This window comes from Thermodiscus maritimus (assembly GCF_055382595.1).
Window position 1 is genome coordinate 473,020 of record NZ_AP042434.1, and the last position, 19,319, is coordinate 492,338.

The 19,319-nt window shown below is 57.1% G+C and carries 24 protein-coding genes and 1 pseudogene; 18 read left to right on the forward strand and 7 right to left on the reverse strand.

Features of this window, described 5'->3' with window-relative positions:
• The first annotated feature begins 35 nt into the window (after positions 1-35).
• From ACZ47H_RS02555 to ACZ47H_RS02575, 5 genes are all read left to right on the forward strand, one after another.
• Positions 36-497 carry a ParB N-terminal domain-containing protein gene (locus tag ACZ47H_RS02555; protein ID WP_464933636.1) on the forward strand — a complete coding sequence of 154 codons (462 nt, stop codon included), beginning with the start codon at positions 36-38 and terminating at the stop codon, positions 495-497.
• Between the two features lie 74 nt (positions 498-571).
• Positions 572-1,444: a UbiA family prenyltransferase gene (locus tag ACZ47H_RS02560; RefSeq protein WP_464933637.1), complete on the forward strand. Its 873-nt coding sequence runs from the start codon at positions 572-574 to the stop codon at positions 1,442-1,444.
• Positions 1,445-1,458: 14 nt separating this feature from the next.
• Complete coding sequence (locus ACZ47H_RS02565) at positions 1,459-2,142, forward strand: methylenetetrahydrofolate reductase (RefSeq protein ID WP_464933929.1); 684 nt, start codon at positions 1,459-1,461, stop codon at positions 2,140-2,142.
• Positions 2,139-3,086 (forward strand): NAD(P)/FAD-dependent oxidoreductase, encoded by a 948-nt coding sequence (locus ACZ47H_RS02570; protein ID WP_464933638.1) that lies wholly within the window; start codon positions 2,139-2,141, stop codon positions 3,084-3,086. The genes ACZ47H_RS02565 and ACZ47H_RS02570 overlap by 4 nt, the downstream gene beginning before the upstream one ends.
• Positions 3,083-3,271: a hypothetical protein gene (locus ACZ47H_RS02575; protein WP_464933639.1), complete on the forward strand. Its 189-nt coding sequence runs from the start codon at positions 3,083-3,085 to the stop codon at positions 3,269-3,271. The genes ACZ47H_RS02570 and ACZ47H_RS02575 overlap by 4 nt, the downstream gene beginning before the upstream one ends.
• Before the next feature lie 84 nt (positions 3,272-3,355).
• Here ACZ47H_RS02575 and yciH read toward each other — a convergent pair whose 3' ends face one another.
• Entirely contained in the window at positions 3,356-3,661 is a 306-nt protein-coding gene (yciH, locus tag ACZ47H_RS02580; protein WP_464933640.1) for a stress response translation initiation inhibitor YciH, read from the reverse strand.
• A 100-nt stretch (positions 3,662-3,761) separates the two neighbouring features.
• On the opposite strand from yciH, the gene ACZ47H_RS02585 reads away from it, so the two are divergent.
• Positions 3,762-3,989: a TFIIB-type zinc ribbon-containing protein gene (locus ACZ47H_RS02585; protein WP_464933641.1), complete on the forward strand. Its 228-nt coding sequence runs from the start codon at positions 3,762-3,764 to the stop codon at positions 3,987-3,989.
• On the opposite strand, the gene speB is transcribed toward ACZ47H_RS02585, so the two are convergent.
• Entirely contained in the window at positions 3,986-4,924 is a 939-nt protein-coding gene (gene speB, locus ACZ47H_RS02590; protein ID WP_464933642.1) for an agmatinase, read from the reverse strand. The two genes, ACZ47H_RS02585 and speB, sit on opposite strands and share 4 nt — an antisense overlap.
• Before the next feature lie 127 nt (positions 4,925-5,051).
• Here speB and glyS point away from each other — a divergent pair, with 127 nt between their 5' ends.
• The 6 genes from glyS (at position 5,052) to ACZ47H_RS02620 (ending at position 9,449) form a co-directional block, all read left to right on the forward strand.
• The gene (gene glyS / locus ACZ47H_RS02595) at positions 5,052-6,809 is read left to right on the forward strand and encodes a glycine--tRNA ligase (RefSeq protein WP_464933930.1); all 1,758 of its coding nucleotides are present in this window, start codon (positions 5,052-5,054) and stop codon (positions 6,807-6,809) included.
• A gap of 6 nt (positions 6,810-6,815) precedes the next feature.
• A complete protein-coding gene (locus ACZ47H_RS02600; protein ID WP_464933643.1) occupies positions 6,816-7,250 on the forward strand; it encodes a hypothetical protein in 435 nt (144 codons plus the stop codon).
• Positions 7,251-7,291: 41 nt separating this feature from the next.
• Positions 7,292-7,690, forward strand: a complete 399-nt coding sequence (locus tag ACZ47H_RS02605) for a hypothetical protein (protein WP_464933644.1) — start codon at positions 7,292-7,294, stop codon at positions 7,688-7,690.
• Positions 7,691-7,758: 68 nt separating this feature from the next.
• On the forward strand, positions 7,759-8,478 hold the full coding sequence (locus ACZ47H_RS02610) for a hypothetical protein (protein WP_464933645.1): 720 nt from the start codon (positions 7,759-7,761) through the stop codon (positions 8,476-8,478).
• Positions 8,468-9,019: a tRNA-intron lyase gene (endA, locus tag ACZ47H_RS02615; RefSeq protein ID WP_464933646.1), complete on the forward strand. Its 552-nt coding sequence runs from the start codon at positions 8,468-8,470 to the stop codon at positions 9,017-9,019. The genes ACZ47H_RS02610 and endA overlap by 11 nt, the downstream gene beginning before the upstream one ends.
• Positions 9,020-9,083: 64 nt before the next feature.
• Complete coding sequence (locus tag ACZ47H_RS02620; protein WP_464933647.1) at positions 9,084-9,449, forward strand: hypothetical protein; 366 nt, start codon at positions 9,084-9,086, stop codon at positions 9,447-9,449.
• Here ACZ47H_RS02620 and ACZ47H_RS02625 read toward each other — a convergent pair.
• Genes ACZ47H_RS02625 through ACZ47H_RS02635 form a run of 3 tightly spaced genes read right to left on the reverse strand, consistent with a single transcriptional unit; the run spans position 9,446 to position 11,324 of the window.
• Positions 9,446-10,018, reverse strand: coding sequence for a UbiX family flavin prenyltransferase (locus ACZ47H_RS02625; protein ID WP_464933648.1), 573 nt, complete (start codon positions 10,016-10,018; stop codon positions 9,446-9,448). The genes ACZ47H_RS02620 and ACZ47H_RS02625 overlap by 4 nt on opposite strands.
• Complete coding sequence (locus ACZ47H_RS02630; protein ID WP_464933649.1) at positions 10,015-10,581, reverse strand: macro domain-containing protein; 567 nt, start codon at positions 10,579-10,581, stop codon at positions 10,015-10,017. The genes ACZ47H_RS02625 and ACZ47H_RS02630 overlap by 4 nt, the downstream gene beginning before the upstream one ends.
• Complete coding sequence (locus tag ACZ47H_RS02635) at positions 10,581-11,324, reverse strand: 5-formyltetrahydrofolate cyclo-ligase (RefSeq protein WP_464933650.1); 744 nt, start codon at positions 11,322-11,324, stop codon at positions 10,581-10,583. Before ACZ47H_RS02635 ends, ACZ47H_RS02630 begins: the two co-directional genes overlap by 1 nt.
• Before the next feature lie 169 nt (positions 11,325-11,493).
• Here ACZ47H_RS02635 and ACZ47H_RS02640 point away from each other — a divergent pair, with 169 nt between their 5' ends.
• Entirely contained in the window at positions 11,494-11,859 is a 366-nt protein-coding gene (locus ACZ47H_RS02640; RefSeq protein WP_464933651.1) for a hypothetical protein, read from the forward strand.
• Here the strand turns inward: ACZ47H_RS02640 and acnA are convergent.
• The gene (gene acnA / locus ACZ47H_RS02645; RefSeq protein ID WP_464933931.1) at positions 11,833-14,487 is read right to left on the reverse strand and encodes an aconitate hydratase AcnA; all 2,655 of its coding nucleotides are present in this window, start codon (positions 14,485-14,487) and stop codon (positions 11,833-11,835) included. The two genes, ACZ47H_RS02640 and acnA, sit on opposite strands and share 27 nt — an antisense overlap.
• Positions 14,488-14,669: 182 nt before the next feature.
• Between acnA and ACZ47H_RS02650 the strand changes: the two genes are divergently transcribed.
• From ACZ47H_RS02650 to ACZ47H_RS02660, 3 genes are read left to right on the forward strand one after another with little or no spacing between them, the layout of a single operon-like run.
• On the forward strand, positions 14,670-15,677 hold the full coding sequence (locus tag ACZ47H_RS02650; protein ID WP_464933652.1) for an ABC transporter substrate-binding protein: 1,008 nt from the start codon (positions 14,670-14,672) through the stop codon (positions 15,675-15,677).
• Between the two features lie 20 nt (positions 15,678-15,697).
• Positions 15,698-16,444, forward strand: a complete 747-nt coding sequence (locus ACZ47H_RS02655) for an ABC transporter permease (RefSeq protein WP_464933653.1) — start codon at positions 15,698-15,700, stop codon at positions 16,442-16,444.
• Positions 16,432-16,998 (forward strand): ATP-binding cassette domain-containing protein, encoded by a 567-nt coding sequence (locus tag ACZ47H_RS02660; RefSeq protein ID WP_464933654.1) that lies wholly within the window; start codon positions 16,432-16,434, stop codon positions 16,996-16,998. The genes ACZ47H_RS02655 and ACZ47H_RS02660 overlap by 13 nt, the downstream gene beginning before the upstream one ends.
• 113 nt (positions 16,999-17,111) lie before the next feature.
• Here ACZ47H_RS02660 and ACZ47H_RS02665 read toward each other — a convergent pair whose 3' ends face one another.
• Positions 17,112-17,441 carry a PadR family transcriptional regulator gene (locus ACZ47H_RS02665; protein WP_464933655.1) on the reverse strand — a complete coding sequence of 110 codons (330 nt, stop codon included), beginning with the start codon at positions 17,439-17,441 and terminating at the stop codon, positions 17,112-17,114.
• A gap of 96 nt (positions 17,442-17,537) precedes the next feature.
• Between ACZ47H_RS02665 and ACZ47H_RS02670 the strand changes: the two are divergent.
• Both ACZ47H_RS02670 and ACZ47H_RS02675 read left to right on the forward strand, forming a co-directional pair.
• A pseudogene (locus ACZ47H_RS02670) lies at positions 17,538-18,645 on the forward strand (inositol-3-phosphate synthase).
• A gap of 343 nt (positions 18,646-18,988) precedes the next feature.
• Positions 18,989-19,273: a hypothetical protein gene (locus ACZ47H_RS02675; protein WP_464933656.1), complete on the forward strand. Its 285-nt coding sequence runs from the start codon at positions 18,989-18,991 to the stop codon at positions 19,271-19,273.
• Positions 19,274-19,319 lie beyond the last annotated feature (46 nt).

Genomic DNA, 19,319 nt, shown 5'->3' on the forward strand with positions numbered 1-19,319 from the left:
CCTCCTAATCTCCCCCGAGACTGGGGTGGCGTGGGGTGAGGCCTAGAATAGAGCTGTTAGAGGCAGCTATACCTGTACCCCATGAGCGTGTGACGCCTGCGAGGCTAGCTATTGTGGAGGAGGAGGTGCGCAGGATCAGGGCAGTTGTTAAGCCGCTGGTTGTAGATGAGGAGACCATGCTCTTGGTTGATGGACACCACAGGCTGATGGTATTGAGGAGGCTTGGAGCCCGGAGGGTCCCGGTCGTCTTCATAGACTACGCTAGGGATATTGAATCCGTGGCGGTGAACCTTCATGGGGCATCCACCAGGCGCCTTGAAGCAGTCCTTGGGGCTGGCGGCTCCCACACACGGGGTGGGCGGGGGGTGGTGGTTGTGAGGGACCCGGCAGTGCTGGTGGAGGAGCTGGCTCGGAGGATCTATCCTCCAAAAACCACGATCCACGATACATGGGCTAAGAGGGTCATCTGGAGGGTCCCCCTCAGCCTCCTCTACTAGAAGCGATTATAATTCCTTAATTAGAATATTAGTACCCAGCATTCTCCTCCAGGCACACCTGGAGGGCGCAGGGGTTGGAGCAGGGCTTCGCTGTCAGGGCTAAGGCTTGCCTTGGGCTGGTAAGGGTAGTTAACAGTTTAATGGTTGGCTTCGCTGTTCTGGTCGGCCTTGCCATAGTCGCTGGGAGGGGGGTCTCCCGGATCCCGCCGGAAACCCTCATCCTAGCCTATACGACTGGCTTCTCCATCTCTGCGGCGTCGATGGTACTCAACGACCTAGCTGATATCGAGATCGATAGGATCAATGCTCCCGAGAGGCCGCTCGTGTCGGGGTTAATCTCCGTGAAGGCGGCTTACGCCTGCTACGCCCTCCTCGTAGCGGTGGGGCTCCTCGCATCTTACCCCCTGGGGTGGGAGGCCCTCCTCGTAGCCGTGCTGGGCTGGATCGTTGGGAGCCTCTACGACTTGTGGGGTAAGAGGAGCGGGTTCCCCGGCAACCTTATGGTGGCCTTCTCTACAAGCCTCCCCTTCCCCTACGCTATGGCTGTCCTGGGGGAGTGGAAGGGCTACTCCCTCGTGTTCTGGGCTATGGTATTCCTTACAGTCCTGGGGCGGGAGGTGGCGAAGGATATCGCTGACGTGGAGGGTGATCGGGCGGCGGGGGCTAGGACTCTCCCCATAATCTTAGGGGAGAGGAGGTCTGCAGCTATAGCGGCTATACTCTACCTTGCCGCGGTCGCCCTCAGCCCCACCCCACTACTACTGGGGGGCGTCGACCCCATCGCCTATGGCGTGTTCGTCGCGGTGGTTGATGCAATCCTGGTCTATGAGTCTGTAAGGATAGTCCGCGATCAGGGGAGGGGGACTGTTTTAACGCATAAGAGGAATGTTCTAGTAGCGATGCTCCTGGGACTCTTAGGGTTCATGATAGGCGCTCTAGCGGGGTAGCTGTGTTGGAGCTGGTGGCCGAGTTCAACCCGCCGAGGGACCCTCGGAGGCTGGTTGAGCTAGCTGGCAGGCTGCAGAGGGTGTTCGACTGGATCGATATACCAGACGCTCCCCTGGGGAAGCCCAACTATAATTCCCCAGTGATCTCAGCGTACCTCTCCGCCCTCGGCTACCGGGTGATCGCTCACCTCCGGGTTGTGGACGTCAACACTATCGCTCTAAAGACTATAACTAAGACCCTGGGCTCCCTTGGAGTAGAGAGGATCGTATACCTCCGCGGGGACCCCCCGCAGCAGGGTAGCAGCGTGGGTGACTATACGCCGGAGGAGGCGGTCTATTATGCTAGGACCAGGCCGGAGGCGCCGGAGCCCGGCCTCCTCTTGAGTTTGAGGAGGAGTATTGGGGAGATAAGGAGGAGGCTCGGGGTCCCCGCGGGCTTCTACATGCTCCTAAACCTCGACTGGAGGGGGTGGAGCAACAAGGGGCTCCTGATGGAGGTGGCTGGTGAAGCCCATGGTATGGGTAAGAGGGTCTACGCATACCTCGTAATGGACGATGCGCTTTGCTCCAATCCCCGCAGTATAGTGGATCTCGCCACTCCAGCCTCCACGCTCCTAGACGGGATAATAGTCTCAGCCCCCCACAGCTTCGAGTGCGTAGTGGATGCGGGCCAGGCGCTGAGGGAGTCGCTGGGTTGAGGATCGCAGTAGTAGGGGGCGGCTTCTCCGGCCTAGTCTTCGCCTACAAGCTCGCAAGGAGGGGCTATGATGTTGAATTATATGAGGAGCACACTAGAGTAGGGTTCCCCCCACACTGCACGGGACTCGTTTCATCCGACACTGTAGAGCTGATAGGTCCCCCAGCGAGGAGGAGCATTCAAGCCACATATAGGGGGGTCGAGCTAGAGGCCGGTGGAAGCAGGTGCAGGATCAATACGAGGAACCGGGTGGTGAAGCTTGACAGGATCAGGCTGGAGTGGGAGCTCCTCGAGGAGGCGGAATCCCACGGGGCAAGGATCCGTCTCGGAGTGAGGGTTGACTCCCTCTCCCGCGAGGGAGTAGTATCAACTAGGGAGGGGGGGAGTAGGAGCTACGACCTAGTGGTGCTGGCTGAGGGCCTGCATGGGCGGCTGAGGAGCCTCATAGGGGTAGAGCATCGTGTAGTAACAACGTTTGGCTTAAACCGTGAACTCAGAGGGGAAGGCGGGGAGGATGGCGGGTACGTGTGGATAGGGTTTGAGGAGGGGCTAGAGGGGTTCAGGTGGAGGCTGTCGACGCCCGGGGCCCTTCTTGTAGGAGCCCTCTCCCGCGACCCCAAGAAGGTTAAGCGGGCAGTAGCTGGAGGGGCAGGCGAGGGGGCTGGATTGTATGGTGGAATAGTGGTCCACGGGCCCCCACTGGAGAGGCCTAGGAGGGGTAGGGTTCTGGTTGTAGGTGATGCCGCGGGCTTCAATAAACCCTTAACAGGAGGCGGACTCTACCCAAACGCTCTCCTGGCAAGCATGGCGTCCTCCATAGACCTCGCCGGCGACCGGTTGGAGGGCTTGGATGGAGCGGTCTCCAAGCTGGTTGGGAGGCTGCGGAGGCAGTATAGGATCGCCCGGGGATACTATAGGGACCCGACGCGGGCGCACGCTTATTGAAGGCGGCCTTCGACGCTGGATTGTGCAGCGTCCTGGACGGCCGGATCGACTATGATGGGCACGAGGCGCTTCTGGGGCTGGTGGCTGGGAGGCCCCTCGCGGCCCTCCGGATACTGGCGTCAATGGCTTGGAGGGCTGGTGGGGACCTCTACTCCTACTTGTTGAGCCTGCTCGGTTTGGGGTGAGGGGGTTAAAACCGTCTAGGACGAGGGAAAGACCCTCTAGGGATGGCTCCCTTGCCGCTGCGGGGATTCCCGGGCTGGCGGGGCTTACTCTATTATCGTTATGTTCTCCGGCGGGAAGCCCATCTCCTCGAGAATCTTCCTAACCCTGTGCCTATGGTCTCCCTGGAGCTCGATCCGCCCGTTCTTAGCTGTACCGCCTGTGGCGAGCTTGCTCTTGAGCGTGCTGGCCAGCTTCTTCAAGTCGAATTCCTTCTCGTTGATGCCCTCTATGATTGTTACTTCCCTGCCGAATCTCCTCTTCTCAACCCTGATCTTTATGATCTGCTCTTCCGCAGAAAGCTGCTCGCAGATCTCCGGGGGGAGTCCGCCGCACATAGAGAGGTCACTCATGGCCTTTGATACCACCTTTCCCTGCGTGATTCCATGTTACTACCTGTTAAGGGATATAAGCCTTCACCCTCCCAGTTGTGGGTTGGATGGTGCTGGAGCCTTGGCTGAAGGTGAGGGCTACGAGTGGGAGGGTGAGTTCTCGACTCTACCCTATGGTATCAAGGAGAGGCCCGTCTACTACATGTGTATTAGGTGCGGGACTATAATGTCGCGGGAGGAGCTTATGCAGTTCCACGACATGATGTGTAAGAACTGCGGTGGGAGGATCTTCGTGAAGCTTAGGCCTCCCCCGGAGACCCTGAAGAGGCGGAGGATATACGCTGTCTAACCGGGTATCCCGGAGAGCCTAACCCCCCTCCTTACTAGCTGGTTCAGTATGAGTGCCTCCACGAGTATTCTCGCCGCGAGTATGCTCGTCGCTCCCCCAGGGTCGTAGGGGGGTGAGACCTCCACGAGGTCTAACCCGGCTAGCCTCTCATCTGTTGCGAGCCCGTATAGGATTTGTAGGAGCTCGCTGGGGGTTAGCCCCACCGCCTCCGGGTTCGCTACCCCTGGAGCGTAGGCGGGGTCGAGGGCGTCCATGTCTATGGTTACGTAGATGTGCTTGCATCCGGAGAGGCTCCTCCTAATTGATGCTAGGAGGTTTAGGGGGCCTATCTTCTTCAGCCCCATGCTTGTCTCGTACTCTATCTCCCTCCGGGTCTTCGCGTACTCTATCTCCTCCTTCTCCCAGGCCCTCACGCCGACATAGTATATTCTTGGGGGCCTGAACTTCTCCACAACCCTCCTCATCACCGTGGCGTGGCTCATTCGGAGGCCGAGGTACTCCTCCCTGAGGTCGAAGTGGGCGTCAAAGGACACTATGCATGGCCTCAGCCCAGCCCTTACAAGCCCGTCGATCACACCGTAGAGTATGAGGTGTTCTCCGCCCAGCACCACTGGTATCCTGCCGGAGCCCGCTATCTCCTCTATGACGTTGCCTAGCCTCTCGAGAGTAGTCTTCGGGTCTCCGTGGACTACTGCTAGGTCTCCGGCGTCCTCGACCTCTACATCGTAGAGGTAGGCCTCGTCTACGAAGAGGCTGTTCCACTCTATATTGTAGACTGCCCTCCTAATCTCTAGGGGGGCGAATCTCTGCCCGGGCCTATAAGAGCTTGTAGAGTCGAGGGGAACTCCTAGAACAGTATACTGGGGGTTCTCCACAGTCCTCTCGGGGCCAAACAGGCACTCTCCCCTACTAGTGTAGAGCTCCCTCGCACCCAACCCCTCCAGCACCTTGTTGAGAGGGACCCTCCTGCATCGTATAAATTGGGGCCGCTGGAACCCGGGGTGTAATGGGCTACTGTGGCGGGTGTTTGGTTTGGAGAGGCAGGACCTCTACAACAAGATCATGGAGCTCGCTAGGAGGAGGGGGTTCTTCTGGCCCTCCTACGAGATATATGGTGGTGTCGCTGGATTCTACGACTTCGGCCCCTATGGCGCCGTCTTGAAGAAGAGGATTATTGAGAAGTGGAGGAAGTTTATTGTAGAGGATCACAGCAACTACGTGGTGGAGATCGAGACCCCTATAATAGGCCCCTCCCGCGTCTACGAGGCCAGCGGGCACGTTGAGAACTTCACCGACCCAATAGTGTCATGCCTCAAGTGCGGGAGGAGGTTCCGGGCGGACCACCTGATAGAGGAGAAGCTAGGCATAGATGCTGAGGGCCTGAGCCCCGAGGAGATGACGAGGCTTATCAGGGAGCACGATATACGCTGCCCCGTGTGCGGTGGGCCTCTGGGTGAGGTTAAGCTATTCAACCTCCTATTCGAGACCCAGATCGGCCCCTATGAGGGGAACCGCGGCTTCCTGCGCCCCGAGCTAGCCCAGGGGATGTTCGTCGCCTTCAAGAGGGTCCTGGAGGTTATGAGGGGGAGGCTCCCACTGGGCATAGCGCAGATCGGCCGTGTTGGTAGGAACGAGATAAGCCCCAGGCAGGCGATGATGAGGCTTAGAGAGTTCACTATAATGGAGATGGAGTACTTCATAGACCCCGAGGACCCCGAGGGGAGCTGCCCCTTCTACGATAGGGTGGCGGGGGAGGTTCTCCGGATAAGGACCTATGAGATGAAGCAGAAGGGGGAGGCTCCCCGAGAGTATACTGTTGACGAGGCTGTGGATAAGGGCCTCATTATACATAAGTGCCTCGCATACTGGATGGCGGTGGCTAAGAGGTTCATGAACAGCCTAGGAGTACCCGACGAGAACATGTTCTTCGACGAGAAGGGGCCTAATGAGAGGGCCCACTACTCCTCCCAGACCTTCGACCAGATGGTTAAGGTGTCCCGGTGGGGCTGGGTGGAGGTTGCAGGCCACAGTTATAGGGGGGACTATGACCTGTCAAGGCACATGAAGTACAGTGGAGCCGACCTCACCGTCTTCAAACCCTACGAGAAGCCGATCAAGGTTAGGGTGAAGAGGGCTTTCCTCGACAAGGCCTATATTGGGAGACTTTTTAGATCGGAGGCCGGCCGCATACTCCGCGAGGCTGCTAGGATACCGGAGGAGCGCCTCCTAGAGGCGGCTGAGAGGGGGGAGGCCATCCGGGTAGCGGGCTACGAGATACCCCCGGAGGCGATAAGGGTTGTTGAGAGGGAGGAGAAGGTTGCCGGCAAGAGGATAATCCCCCACGTCGTTGAGCCCTCATTCGGAACTGATAGGATCGTATATGTAGCCTTCGAGTACGCTTACAGGGAGAAGGCTGGCAGGACGATCCTCAGCCTCCCCCGAGACATAGCGCCCGTGCAGGCTGGGGTCGTCCCCCTGGTTGAGAAGGAGGAGTCGCTGCGGAGGGAGGCGCAGAGGCTGTACCGGTTGCTAGTCGAGAACGGCTACTATGTGCTATACGATGATAGCGGGAGTATTGGTAAGAGGTATGCGAGGATGGATGAGATAGGGGTCCCCGCCGTCTTCACCGTGGACTATCAGACCCTAGAGGATGGGACTGTTACAATGAGGGATCGTGACACGTGGAGGCAGGTCCGCCTCCCGCTCGGGAGGGCCCCTGAGGCCCTGGCAAGGTTCTTATACGATAAAGTAGATATCCATGAACTGGGTACCCCGGTACGGTTTGACGAAGAAGAGAGCAGCCGGGGAGTGGATGGGTGATAACGAGTGGTGTTCGAGGAGGAAGCACCCCGCGAGGGGATAGAGGGCTCCGAGCAAGGTGAAGAGGTGCAGCCCGAGAGGCCCAGGGGGTCCCTTAAAGACATACTATCAGTCATACCCCCCGCGTCTAGCCTAAAGGTTAGGGAGAAGAAGATCTCGGAGAAGAGGATTAGGCTGAAATACGACGACTCACTTCCACCGGAGAAGGCTAAGATCAACCCCCGTCTAGCCTCAATGCTCGGTATAACGGAGAAGCTGGAAGTGGTTGTTGCCCGTAGGCACAGGTTCGTATTCCTCGCCATACAGGACGAGGAAGTTGATGAGAATCATGTCCACGTTAACCCAGACCTCATGGAGGAGCATGGGATCGCCGATGAGAGCATAGCAACGGTTAGACCCTATAGGGGAACAGAGAAGCTGGGAGTAAGACTGAACGTATAACACCCTTAACCATCATTCTTACCCCCAAGGGTGGGGGATTGTTGACTGGAGAAGCAAACGTGTTAGCCCAGCTCCTTTCCATGAAGCTCGAGGAGCACCTTAGAGCGGTCGAGTCAATAGAGGAGATGATAAAGGAGGCTACAGTCGACCCCGGAGGCACGGTCTCAGAGCTTAGAGACTCCCTGAATAGATTGAGGAGCCTCCGCAGAGCCCTGATAAGCGATGCCGAGAGGATCATTGCATCGATCGAGGAAGGCCGGATACAGGCTGGCCCGGAGTCGGAGGCCCTATACGCTCTAGCCGGCTACTATGCGGAGGCAGCGTATCACTCGGAGGTTAGGCTCCTGAAGAGGCTTGCAGAGTATGCTGGTAGCAGGGATCTAGAGGAGGCCTCTAGGCTGAGGGAGTTGTTCTACGAGATACTCAACCGTCTAGAGTAGCGAGAGTCTAATCCTTTATAACCCGGATGCCTAACGAGTGAAACACGCAGAACCGCCGGTGTGCTAGCATGTTTGCAGGCTCTGGTAGCATTAGTAGAGAGGTGGTAGTAGAGCACCTGGTCAACATCGCCAGGGAGCTGGAGGCGATCATAGTAGCAGTCAACAATACATTCGACCAGGACTCCCTGCCTAGGGCTGAGGTCGTGGATAAGCTGTTCAGGCAGGATCTAGCATTATCTAAGGAGAGGATTGAGAGGAGCGTTGCCCAGCTCCTCCTCTACATCGCTTCGGGGAGGATCGAGCTTGTCGACTCAAAGGAGCTGATCCTCCGTTTAACCGAGGGTTACAGGGATATAGTGGCTAGGATCGAGGCGTTCATCCATAGGATAAAGTTGGCGGAGATGGCTGGGGCGGTCCCAGACCAGAAGATACTGGGTGATATGAAGGAGATGCTCAAGCTTATAGCTGAGGCGAGCGGGCATGTTACAACCCTAGCCCGCCTAGCCGGGAGGGTTATGGGGAACCATGAGGTTGCAAGGATGATGGAGTCTAGGAATGATAAGGTGCAGGAGGTAGAAAGGCTTGTCGACGAACTGTACAGGGAGATACTTGAGACCCTCATACACTCTGCCGGCGACTTCAAGAACTACATCCTTGTAAGGGATGCCGTCGACATGCTCGAGGAGGCAATGGACCTGCTCTCGAAGCTCTCGCTCAACTACTTCATACTAGGCGTGGGGATGGCTTCCACCAGTACAGGTGGCGGCGGGACCGCCTATGAAATGTAAGCCTAGGGCGAGGCTCTACGGCTCCCTGGCGGTAGTAGAGTCGGTAGAGGACTCTAGATGCCTCTATGGGGAAGGCTTCTACGGCCACCCGCTGGGAGTGGAGAAGCCGCGGAACGCCCAATTCGACTCGCCTGTCAGGCTATCACCCCTGGAAGCCCTCTACCTGCTAGAGGAGGGAGTGATCACAATAGTCGATGAAAGCGGAGAGCCTATAGGTTTCAGCCAGCTGTGGGATAGGATGAAGGAATACTACCCAGACCTCCCCCTGGAATACCCTGTTTACAAGGCACTCCGCTCCCAGGGGCTCATAGTGCGAAGCGGGCTCAAGTTCGGTGCGGACTTCACCGTCTACAGGCTTGGCCCTGGACTGGAGCACGCCCCATACATTGTACACGTTGTAGGCTACGATGAGGGTCTTGAGCCTACGGATATTGTTAGGGCTGGGAGGCTGAGCCATAGTGTTAGGAAGGCATTCATACTCGCGTCTGTAGAGCCTAACGGGTCTCCTAGTTACTTAATCTTTAAATGGCTCCTGCCATGACTAATTATCGGGAAGAAGACGTAGAGAGGCATGATGCTCCAGGGGATGCTTGAGGGGTATAGTCGTGTCAACATATAGTCCAAGGGGTCCCAGGAGGAGATACCCGGAAAGGAGGCAGGGCGGGAGAGGAGAGCCGAAGCCCAGGCCTATAGGTGATCGATGCAACCCCCTCTGCCCCTTCTTCCGTTGCCAGAAGAGGGCCCTGAGAATCGTGACTGAACAGTATAAGGGGAGGCCGATCAAGGTTGCAATGTGCGCCTGGATAGGCGACAAGTGTATTGGAGCGAGCTGCAGGTTCGCCTACTGCGAGAAGAGAGCAATGCTCCCCGACGGTAGGTGCGCCCTCGCCGTTAAAGCCAAGAAGGGTAGGGAGTTCGAGGAGGAGCTGATGGATCTGGAGAGGGAGTTCGGTTTCGACGAGGAGTTCTAGCCTCCCCTCCACCTCCTGTAGAGGTCGTTTGGGACTCCGAGCGCGTCGAGCACCTTGCCGGCGAGGAAAGAAACCACGTCGTCCAGGCTCCTAGGCTTATTATAGAAGGCTACGCAGAGGGGTACTACCACTGCTCCAGCCCTGGCTATTCGGGCTAGGTTCTCCAACTCAATGACTCCAAGCGGCGTTTCGCGGGGCGCCACCACCAGCCTCCTACCGAGCCGGAGTATGCTGAGAGCCGCCCTCACCACTAGGTTTCCACTATACCCCGAGGCTAGTGCTGCCACCGTCTTCATGCTCGCTGGGACTATAGCCATCGCATCGGGCTGGCTACTGCTGCTGGCGAGGGGCGAGGTTAAGTCGCTCTCATCGTAGACGGGCCCATAGGATTCTAGCGTGCTCTTCAGCTCCTCGGGGCTAAGGTTGTCCTCGTACCTGGCTACCTGGTAGGCTCCCCTTGAAACTATTATTCCAGCAACCTCCACGCCATACTCGTGGAGGGCTCTAGCTACAGCTACCCCTACCCTTACGGCGGAGGCCCCTGTTATTGCTAGGGATACAGACTTCACTCTCCAAGGATCCCCTCGCATTCTTCTCCCGCTCCAAGCGCCTCCTCTACTCCCTCCACCATCTCCTCGTATGCCCGCTTACCATATGCTATGAAGTAGACCCTCTTGATGCTCCCGGGCTTGTGGCCTGCAACAACCCTAGCCATCTCCCGGGAGACGCCGCGGACAGGCAGGCCCCCCACGCCTGCCCCCATAGCTGGGAAGGCTATGCTTTCTACGCCCAGTCTCTCCGCCTCTCTAAGGGCGGCCCTAGTGGCCTTTACAGCGTTCTCCAAGGGTATCCTCATTGCCGGCCTCTCCATTGTGGGGGCGTGGATCACGTATTTCGCCGGCAGCCTCCCGGCCCCGGTTGCGATCGCCTCCCCCACTGGTACTGGAGCGTGCTTGACTGCCTCCTTCTCGATCTCCTCTCCCCCAGTCCTCTTTATCGCGCCGGCCACTCCCCCTCCCATTATTAGGAGGCTGTTTGCGGCGTTCACAATAGCGTCTACGCGGGCCTTGGTTATATCCCCCTCCTCTACTATGAGGGTTATCCCGTTTCCAAGCCTCCAGCACTTGGCCATCACAATGCACCCCTCGAGAGCTCTCGTAGTATGGGGATCTCCCTGATCTTCTCAGTATCTAGTATACTCCATATTATCCCCTTGGGTTTACTCCTCCCACCCACTGCATGGATCAGCCTTGTTGGTGTCGAGATATAGTCTACTGGCACGTCGTGAGGCTCCTGGGGCAGCTTCTCCTCGAATACCTGCAGGTCGTGGACAGCGGTCGCTATGGGGGTCTCCTCGCCTACAAGCCCCAGCTCCCTCAGTATCCCCCACTCTAGGTCGCCGTACCCGTGGCCCTTGCCCAGCCTTCCACCATACTTGTCAACGGCGACGCTCCCCTCAACTATGAAGTCTACTCGCTCGATCCTAGCTGATAGCTTATCGAGGGTCCCGAGAAGCTCGCCCAGCCTGAAGGAGCCTCTTATAGTGGAGGCCTCCCTAAGCCTCTCCCGGGGTATGCGGGAGGGGTCTAGTAGGAGGAACCCGTTCCTCAGCCTGGGGGTGGGCATTAGTAGGAGCTTACCCTCTGCTAGGGCGAGGTAGCGTATGCTCCTCTCGGGAGAGTCAGGGTTTATCTTAACCGTCTCAGCCCTCCTCCATTCGGGGAGAGCCGCGATCCTCCTACAGGCTTGCTCGGCCCCCTTGAAGTTCGGTATCCTCCCCTCTATAGGGTAGGGTGGCCTAGCTACCCCCGCCTCGCGGAGCCTCTTATAGACGATTTTCCTTATCTCATCCTTGCTTAAACCGGATATACTCAATCGGTGTCGCCTCCAGCGCCTGGTGTTTATGTGGGAGGGCGGCTCTGTTGGTCCGTGAACTACTCATCCCTCTCCCAGTCATATAACCCAGCGGGCGTCATCGCCGCCCTCCCGGGGAATGGATTATACCCCAGGGGCCGCCTATAATGGTTGGCTGGGTTGTGGAGGGTTGCTCGAGAGGTATCCGTGGCTCCTCCCCTTGGTGTGGGCTCTTGAGAGGAGTGTTCCCTGCGACCCTATAGTGCTGGCGGGGGAGCTTGGAGTGTCTGCGAGGCTGGCTAGGAGCCTAGTCTACTGGGGGAGCCGCCTCGGCTTCTGCGATAATCCCCCCGGGGCTTGTATTGTTAGGGAGGGGCGCGTGTTCATTGGATTGTGGAGAGACATGGTTGTAGTTGCAAGGGTTAGGGGTAGGAGGGTTTCCGCGAGAGTGTTTAAGCTTGGCTACGGGTATGTGGGTGGTAAAAGGAGGGTGTATGAGTGGGCTCTCGAGAGGCTTAAGGGGTCCTGCCTAGCCCTTGAGGAACCTGGTTCTTAGCACGTACTGGAGTATGCCTCCGTGCTTGTAGTATTCTACCTCGATGGGGGTGTCGAGCCTCGCCTTTACCTTGAACTCTATTACAGTGCCATCCTCCTTCCTAGCCCTGACGGTTAGTATCTTTCCTGGCTCTAGGCCCTCGCTTATGCCTAGGATATCGTACTCCTCGCTCCCGTCGAGGCCGAGCTTCTCAGCGTTCTCGCCGGGCATGAACTCTAGGGGTAGTATTCCCATTCCTACGAGGTTGCTCCTGTGTATCCTCTCGTAGCTCTCGGCGATCACTGCTTTAACTCCCAGCAGCGCTGGCCCCTTGGCCGCCCAGTCCCTGCTGCTCCCTGTCCCGTACTGCTTCCCTGCTAGTATGATGAGTGGGATCCCCATCTCCCTGTACTTCATCGCGGCGTCGTATACGTGCATGACCTCCTTTGTGGGCCAGAATATAGTCCATCCTCCCTCCCTGTCGGGGGTGAGCTTGTTCCTGAATCTTGGGTTGTCGAAGGTGCACCTCATCATGACCTCGTGGTTGCCCCTCCTCGACCCGCAGGTGTTTAGCTCGTGTGGCTTGACTCCCAGGCTTAGCAGGTATTGGCCCGCCTTGGTGTCGGGGAGTATTCTTCCGGCGGGGCTTATGTGGTCTGTAGTCGTCCTGTCGGGGGCCCATACTAGTACCCTTGCACCCTTAATGTCCTGGGGCTCTGGTGGCTCTAGGGGCATGCCTTCGAAGAATGGGGGCTTCCTTATGTAGGTGCTCTTCGGGTCCCACGGGTATGTTACCGACTTGTGCTCTGGCAGCTTGTTCCAGTGCTCGTCTCCCTCCCATATGTTCGCGTACTTCTCCTTGAAGGATTCTGGATCCAGCGCGGCCTCTACAGCCTTCCTCACCTCTTCGGCTGATGGCCATATGTCCCTGAGGTATACTGGGTTCCCGTTGGGGTCGTAGCCTATCGGCTCATTGTAGAAGTCGATGTCGATCCTCCCTGCTAGGGCGTACGCGATCACGAGTGGTGGGCTGGCTAGGAAGTTGCCCCTGGCCAGCGGGTGGATCCTGCCGGAGAAGTTCCTGTTCCCGCTCAGCACTGTCGCCGCCCATAGGTCGTTCTTCTTGATAGCATCCTCTATCACGGGTGGCAGCGGGCCGCTGTTGCCTATACATGCTGTGCAGCCGAATCCCGTAATGTGGTATCTCAGCGCCTCTAGGTAGGGCATTAGACCCAGCTTCTCCCAGTAGTCTGGAACAACCCTGCTTCCGGGGGCGTTGCTGGTCTTCACCCATGGTTTGACTGTTAGGCCTTTCTCCACAGCCTTCTTAGCAAGCAGGCCCGCGGCTATCATGAGGCCTGGGTTGCTCGTGTTTGTGCAGCTGGTTATCGCTGCTAGTACTACGCTCCCGTCTCCCAGCTTGAACTTCTCCCCGTCGCTCTCAATCTCTACTGTGATCCTGCCCCTCTTCTTCTCCTCTAGGTACGAGTTGATTACCTCGCTAACCTTCTTCTTGGCCTCCCTGAGGGGTATCCTGTCCTCGGGGTGGCTTGGCCCTGCAATGCTTGGCTCGACGTTGTTGAGGTCTATCTCCACGACCTGGGTGTAGCGTGGGACAGGGTTCTCGGGGTCATACCAGATCCTGAGCTTCTTGAGGTACTCCTCCACCGTCCTAACGTGGGCGGGGTCCCTGCCGGTGAGCAGGAGGTAGTTTATCGTGGCCTCGTCTGGTGGGAAGTATCCCATAGTGGAGCCGTACTCGGGGCTCATGTTGGCTATCGTAGCCCTGTCGGGGACAGAGAGCTTCTTTACACCCTCTCCAAAGTACTCTACAAACTTCCCTACAACACCCACCTTCCTCAGCTTCTCGGTAATGTAGAGTACTAGGTCGGTGGCCGTAGCGCCTTCAGGCAGCTCTCCCTCAAGCCTTACCCCTACGACTTCTGGGAGGAGCATGTAGTAGGGCTGGCCTAGTATTGTCGCCTCAGCCTCTATTCCGCCAACTCCCCATCCCAGCACGCTTAGCCCATTTATCATGGTGGTGTGGCTGTCTGTTCCGAGCACGCTGTCGGGGTATGCTGTGAGCTCTCCGTTCCACTTAGCAACCCATACTAGCTTGGCTAGGTACTCGAGGTTCACCTGGTGGATTATGCCCTTCCCTGGAGGCGCTACCTTCATGTTTGTAAAGGAGTTCTGCGCCCACTTTAGGAGGGTGTACCTCTCAGAGTTCCTCTCATACTCTCTCCTAATATTGTAGAGGAGGGCGTATGATGTCCCGAAGTAGTCTACTTGGACGCTGTGGTCTATGATGAGGTGGACTGGTATCAGCGGGTTCAGTCGCGCAGGGTCCCTCCCGAAGTCTTTCAGGGCGTCCCTCATAGCGGCTAGATCCACGACTGCAGGGACCCCGGTGAAGTCCTGCATTATAACCCTGCTGGGGAAGAGCGGGATATCCTTCTTACCAGCGTACTCCTCCCACCTAGCTGCAGCGTCGACCTCCTTCTCGGTCACTACGTATCCGTCGTAGTTCCTCACAAGGTTCTCGAGGAGGATCCTTATCGAGTAGGGGAGGTGCTCGTACTTTCCCAGGCCCAGCTCGTCGATCCTGTCGATCCTGTAGATCTTGGCCTTCCCCTGGGGGGTTTCCATGTAGTCCTCGAACGCCTTCTTTTCAAAAGCCAATACTCCCACCTATTCCACATAAGATTATCCGTGCGGATCCGGGTATTATATGGTCTTGTAAAATGGTGTGATAGGGGCCTGTTATTATAATCTATACTCTCCCGTTTTTATTCCCGGTGAGGACATGGGAACCACTGGGTGGTTGTTGATTGAATAGGACGTGGGCTGTGGTCGCAGTATTATTGGTAGTCGTGATAGTTATAGGTGGATACATCCTCGCCTCCAGGCAGGCGAGCGGCGGAGCGCCGCTCAAAGTTGTGGGGGCTACTATAAAGTCTGGCATATCCAGTATAGACGTGGTGGCCGCCTCAGAGGATATACAGCGGGAGGCTGGCTTGAATCTTACCCTCCTAAGACTCAATACTCCCCCACAGGTCGTCGACTCTATACTGAAGGGTGACGCCCAGATCATAGTGGTGCCCGTGGAGCTTGCCGCTGTTACGATGGAGAGGGGCGGCGACGTCTACATTATAGCCGTGGATTATGGTCTAAACCAGGCCATACTCGCGAGGCCCGACTCCAACATCAGTACTCCAGCCGATCTTAAGGGGAAGAAGGTTGCCGCCGTCGTGGGCTCGGGTACCTACGCCTTGTTCAAGGCGTTCATGAAGGAACTCTACAACCTATCGGTTGGCGAGGGGGAGGGTTATGATGTACAGGTGGTCAACCTCCCGCCGCCCGCGGTGGTTGACGCACTGGTTAAGGGTGATGTCGACGCCGCAGTGATCTGGGAGCCCCTCGTCTCGGAGGCAGTGGTGGAGTATGGGATGAAGGTGGTTGCAACCTATAAGGACCTATGGAGCCAGTATGCAGGGGACCAGCCGGACCCAATGCTCGTGTGGGTCGCTTCATCTAGTGTGGCTAAGAATAAGACTCTCCTTGAGAGGGTGCTGAAGGCACACGAGCTCGCCGCGGAGAAGTGGAATAACGATAGCAACTGGACAATAAGCTTCCTAGCCAGAGAATACAATATCGACGAGAAGGTTGCTGAGAAGGTTTGGGAGAGGGACCCTATACTAGCGGGATCTTGTATACCCGACAACTACGTCGACTCAATGGTCAAGATATGGGAGCTGGCTAAGGAGGCGGGATACATCAACGAGATCCCGTCTAGTGACAGGATAATTACCTGCAGCACTCTATCCTCAACCGGCTAACCGCTATGGGTAATGGCGAGTTGGGTAGGGCGTGGCTGAGGAGCACGACAGCGTATGCGGTTTCAACGATTATTTTCCTCTCAGCATGGTTTATCCTCTCCACCCACTCCGGGATACTCCCCGGTATAAGGGATACATTCTCCTTCCTAGCCAGGAACCTCCATGTGGCTGGACGGGATGCACTGGTAACGCTGGAGAATACGCTGGCGGGCTTTACGTTGGCGCTCGCGGCATCCCTTATCCTTGCATGGCTAGCCATGGTTAACGGGCTCGTGGAGGAGACTGTTAAAGCCTTCAACGTCCTAATCCATAGCGTCTCGGCGCTGGTCTGGGCCCTCCTCTTCCTAATAATATATGGGTTCACGAGCAGGTTGCCCGCTGTCGGGGTTGCAGCGGCAACATCTTTCCCCATACTATTATCGGGGACCCTCAAGGGATTCGAGGTCGCCAGGAGCGAGTACGGTGAGCTCTCCAGGATCCTCGGCTTATCCAGGACGGGGGAGCTGGTTCACATACTCGCCCCCGCCAGCGTGCCGTTCATAATCGCTTCTGGGAGGAGCGCTCTTGGGGTGGCGTTGAGGATCAGCGTTGTTGCGGAGGCCTTCGGGGCGAGTGGGGGTATAGGGTATAGGCTCTGGCTATACTACCAGCTGCACATGTATGAGGGGTTCATGGCTTGGGCCATACTCCTGGTAACCCTCATGGTGGTGTTGGATAAGCTTGTGCTGGAGAGGCTTGAGTCATGGAGCAGGAAGTGGATCGCGTGATGATTGAGGCGGAGGATCTCGTAGTGGCTCCGGGCGGGCGTGCTAGGATGGGGCCAGCCACATTCACTGTTGAGAAGGGGAGCATAGTGGTTATCGCAGGCCCAAACGGTGCTGGGAAGACCACGCTCCTCAAGGCTATCGCGGGCCTTGTTGGTGGTGTTAGGGGTAGGCTAGTGGTAAGGGGAACCCCCACCTATATACCCCAGAGCGACATGCTCCTCCCCTGGAAGACTCTGCTCGACAACATTATACTCCCGCTCCGCGTCCGCGGGACTCCTAGGGAGGAGGCCGTTGAGAGGGCTAAGCGGGTTGCACGCCTCCTCGGCCTCGAGGAGCATCTCGGGAAGTATCCTAGGCACGCGAGCGGGGGGACCCGGAGGAAGGCCAGCGTAGCAAGGGGGCTTGTTATGGGCGCGGATATACTCCTCCTAGACGAGCCCTTCAGCGGCGTGGACGTTGCTGGGAAGGCTGCCCTTATAGACATGCTTGCAGGCCTAGTTATTGGAGGGATTCTCTATAGTCCTCGTTACACACGACCTCCTCCTAGCCTCTAGGATAGCTGATAGGATAGTGGTCCTCATGCCTCCCCCCAAGGGGGTTGTGGGCACCTATGACTTGACCGGTCTCGAGAGGGGGGAGAGGTATGGGGTTGCGGAGGAGATAGTCTCTATGCTGTCCCCCCATGGGTAGCTGCTTTAAGCCTCTCAACAATGCCCTGGAGCATGGAGAGTGCATCCCTGTAGAGTTCTACCCCCTTCTCAGTCACCCTGTATACTCCCCTCTCATCCTTCTCCAGTATCCCCTCCTTTTCGAGCCTATAGAGGACGGTGTACGTCGTCACTGTTGCCGGCTTGAAGCCGTAGTCCTCCCAGATCCTCCTCCTTACATCGTATCCGTAGGTGGGGCCGTGGGCTAGGAGGACTGCTACTATGTAGAGCCATAGGACTTCTACTGTAAGCTTCCTCTCCAGCCTCTTTAGTGGTGGGGGCCTGCTCAATCCCTTTAACCCGCTTCATAGTGTGGTTTGAGGGTAAGGGTTATTATATGGCGGGGTGACATATTAATCCAGATAGTATATTTGCGGTGGTGAAATATGGGCAGGATACGAGTCGCTGTAGCAGGCGTTGGAAACTGCGCCTCAGCCCTAATCCAGGGAGTGTACTACTACAAGGACGCCGACGACAACGAGCAGGTCCCGGGCCTCACCAGCGTGAGGCTTGGAGGATACCATGTAGGGGACATAGAGTGGGTCGCTGCATTCGATGTCTCCAAGAATAAGATTGGAAGGGATCTGGCAGAGGCAATATTCCAGCCCCCCAACATCACCCCCAAGTTCGCAGACCTCCCCAGGAGGATAGGTGTAGCAGTCCACCCTGGCCCAGTCCTTGATGGCGTAGCACCGCATATGAGGGACCGGTTCAACCCCCACGACAAGGAGGTAACACTTGGGGAGGTGGTGGACGTCCTCAAGTCTAGCGGAGCAGACATACTCATAAACTTCCTCCCCGTCGGGAGCGAGGAGGCGAGCCGCTTCTACGCGAGAGCCAGCCTCGAAGCCGGGGTCGCCTTTGTCAACGGGATGCCCACCTTCATAGCCAGCGACCCTGAGGGGGTGTGGCCCCAGAAGTTCGAGGAGGCGGGCCTCCCCCTGGTGGGTGATGATATTAAGGGGCAGCTGGGGGCGACCGTGCTCCACAGGACCCTGGTTAGACTAATGCATATGCGGGGACTCAGGGTTGAGGAAACCTACCAGTTGAACATTGGAGGGAATACTGACTTCGAGAACATGCTCATGGAGGAGAGGCTGAAGAGCAAGAGGATCAGTAAGACGAGCGCCGTCACAAGCATACTCCCATATGGGGAGGAGCTGTGGAGGAAGGGGAAGGTTAGGATCGGCCCCAGCGACTACGTCCCATTCCTTGGCAATACGAAGATAGCCTATATCTACCTGAAGGGTAGAGCCTTCGCCGACTTCCCCGTAACCATAGAGGTGAAGCTCCAGGTCGACGATAAGAGCATGTTCGCCGGGGCAATGATAGATGCGGTGAGGGGGGCTAAGAATCGCCCTAGACAGGCATGTAGCAGGCCCAGTTATAAGCGTCTCCGCCCCCTTCTTCAAGCACCCACCAGTACAGGCGCCCAGCGACGAGGAGGCCCACAGGTGGTTCATGGAGTTCATAGAGGGGAAGAGGCCAAGGTAGAGCCGGGGATAAAACCCCTCCCAGCATAAATCTATTTCTGGATGAGCGGACGACGGTCGACGGAGCCCCTCTAGCAGGGGGCAGTGAAGAGCGTAATCCCCATGGCGACCACGTCCCCGCCGCTTTACTTTATTAGAGCCGTGATCACTCGTGGTGCTTCTAAGACTCTACTGGAGAGTCCCTCATGCAATGTATTATCATGATACTGTAATTGGTTGCTTCTATGGGGGTTTTAGGTGAACCAGCATAAAGTAATATGCTTCTCGAGCATCCTTGAGGGTACGGGAGGGTTAAGCCCTACTCTTCAACAATAACCCTGATAGGATTCTACCTAGTACTCTACGTGATATTCGCCAGCGAGGATAGACTTGTGGTAGCCCACTACATGGACCTAGTAGTGTTAACCCCCCTAGCTGTGCTCTTCTATGGGACAACAATACTATTAACAGCACTAGTCAACTCTAAGCTGCTCCGGCTCGAGTATGGGCAGCACCAGAGCGTAGTCTTCACCGCTGTCAGCAAGAACGTATCACTCACAATAGCAGTACTCGTTTCAGTATTCGACAGGCAGGGCCGGTTCATGGCAGTCATCCAGCCTTCATGGCACATATACAGGCCCCGATCATGATAACATACCTCAAGTACAGCGACAGGATAAAGCTGCTGTTCACAGA

Coding starts and splice junctions, on each gene's coding strand:
- acnA (WP_464933931.1), bottom strand. CDS start 14,487: ATGGAAACCCCCCAGGGGAAGGCCAAGATCTACAGGATCGACAGGATC.
- yciH (WP_464933640.1), bottom strand. CDS start 3,661: ATGAGTGACCTCTCTATGTGCGGCGGACTCCCCCCGGAGATCTGCGAG.
- ACZ47H_RS02610 (WP_464933645.1), top strand. CDS start 7,759: ATGTTTGCAGGCTCTGGTAGCATTAGTAGAGAGGTGGTAGTAGAGCAC.
- ACZ47H_RS02630 (WP_464933649.1), bottom strand. CDS start 10,581: ATGGCCAAGTGCTGGAGGCTTGGAAACGGGATAACCCTCATAGTAGAG.
- glyS (WP_464933930.1), top strand. CDS start 5,052: ATGGAGCTCGCTAGGAGGAGGGGGTTCTTCTGGCCCTCCTACGAGATA.
- endA (WP_464933646.1), top strand. CDS start 8,468: ATGAAATGTAAGCCTAGGGCGAGGCTCTACGGCTCCCTGGCGGTAGTA.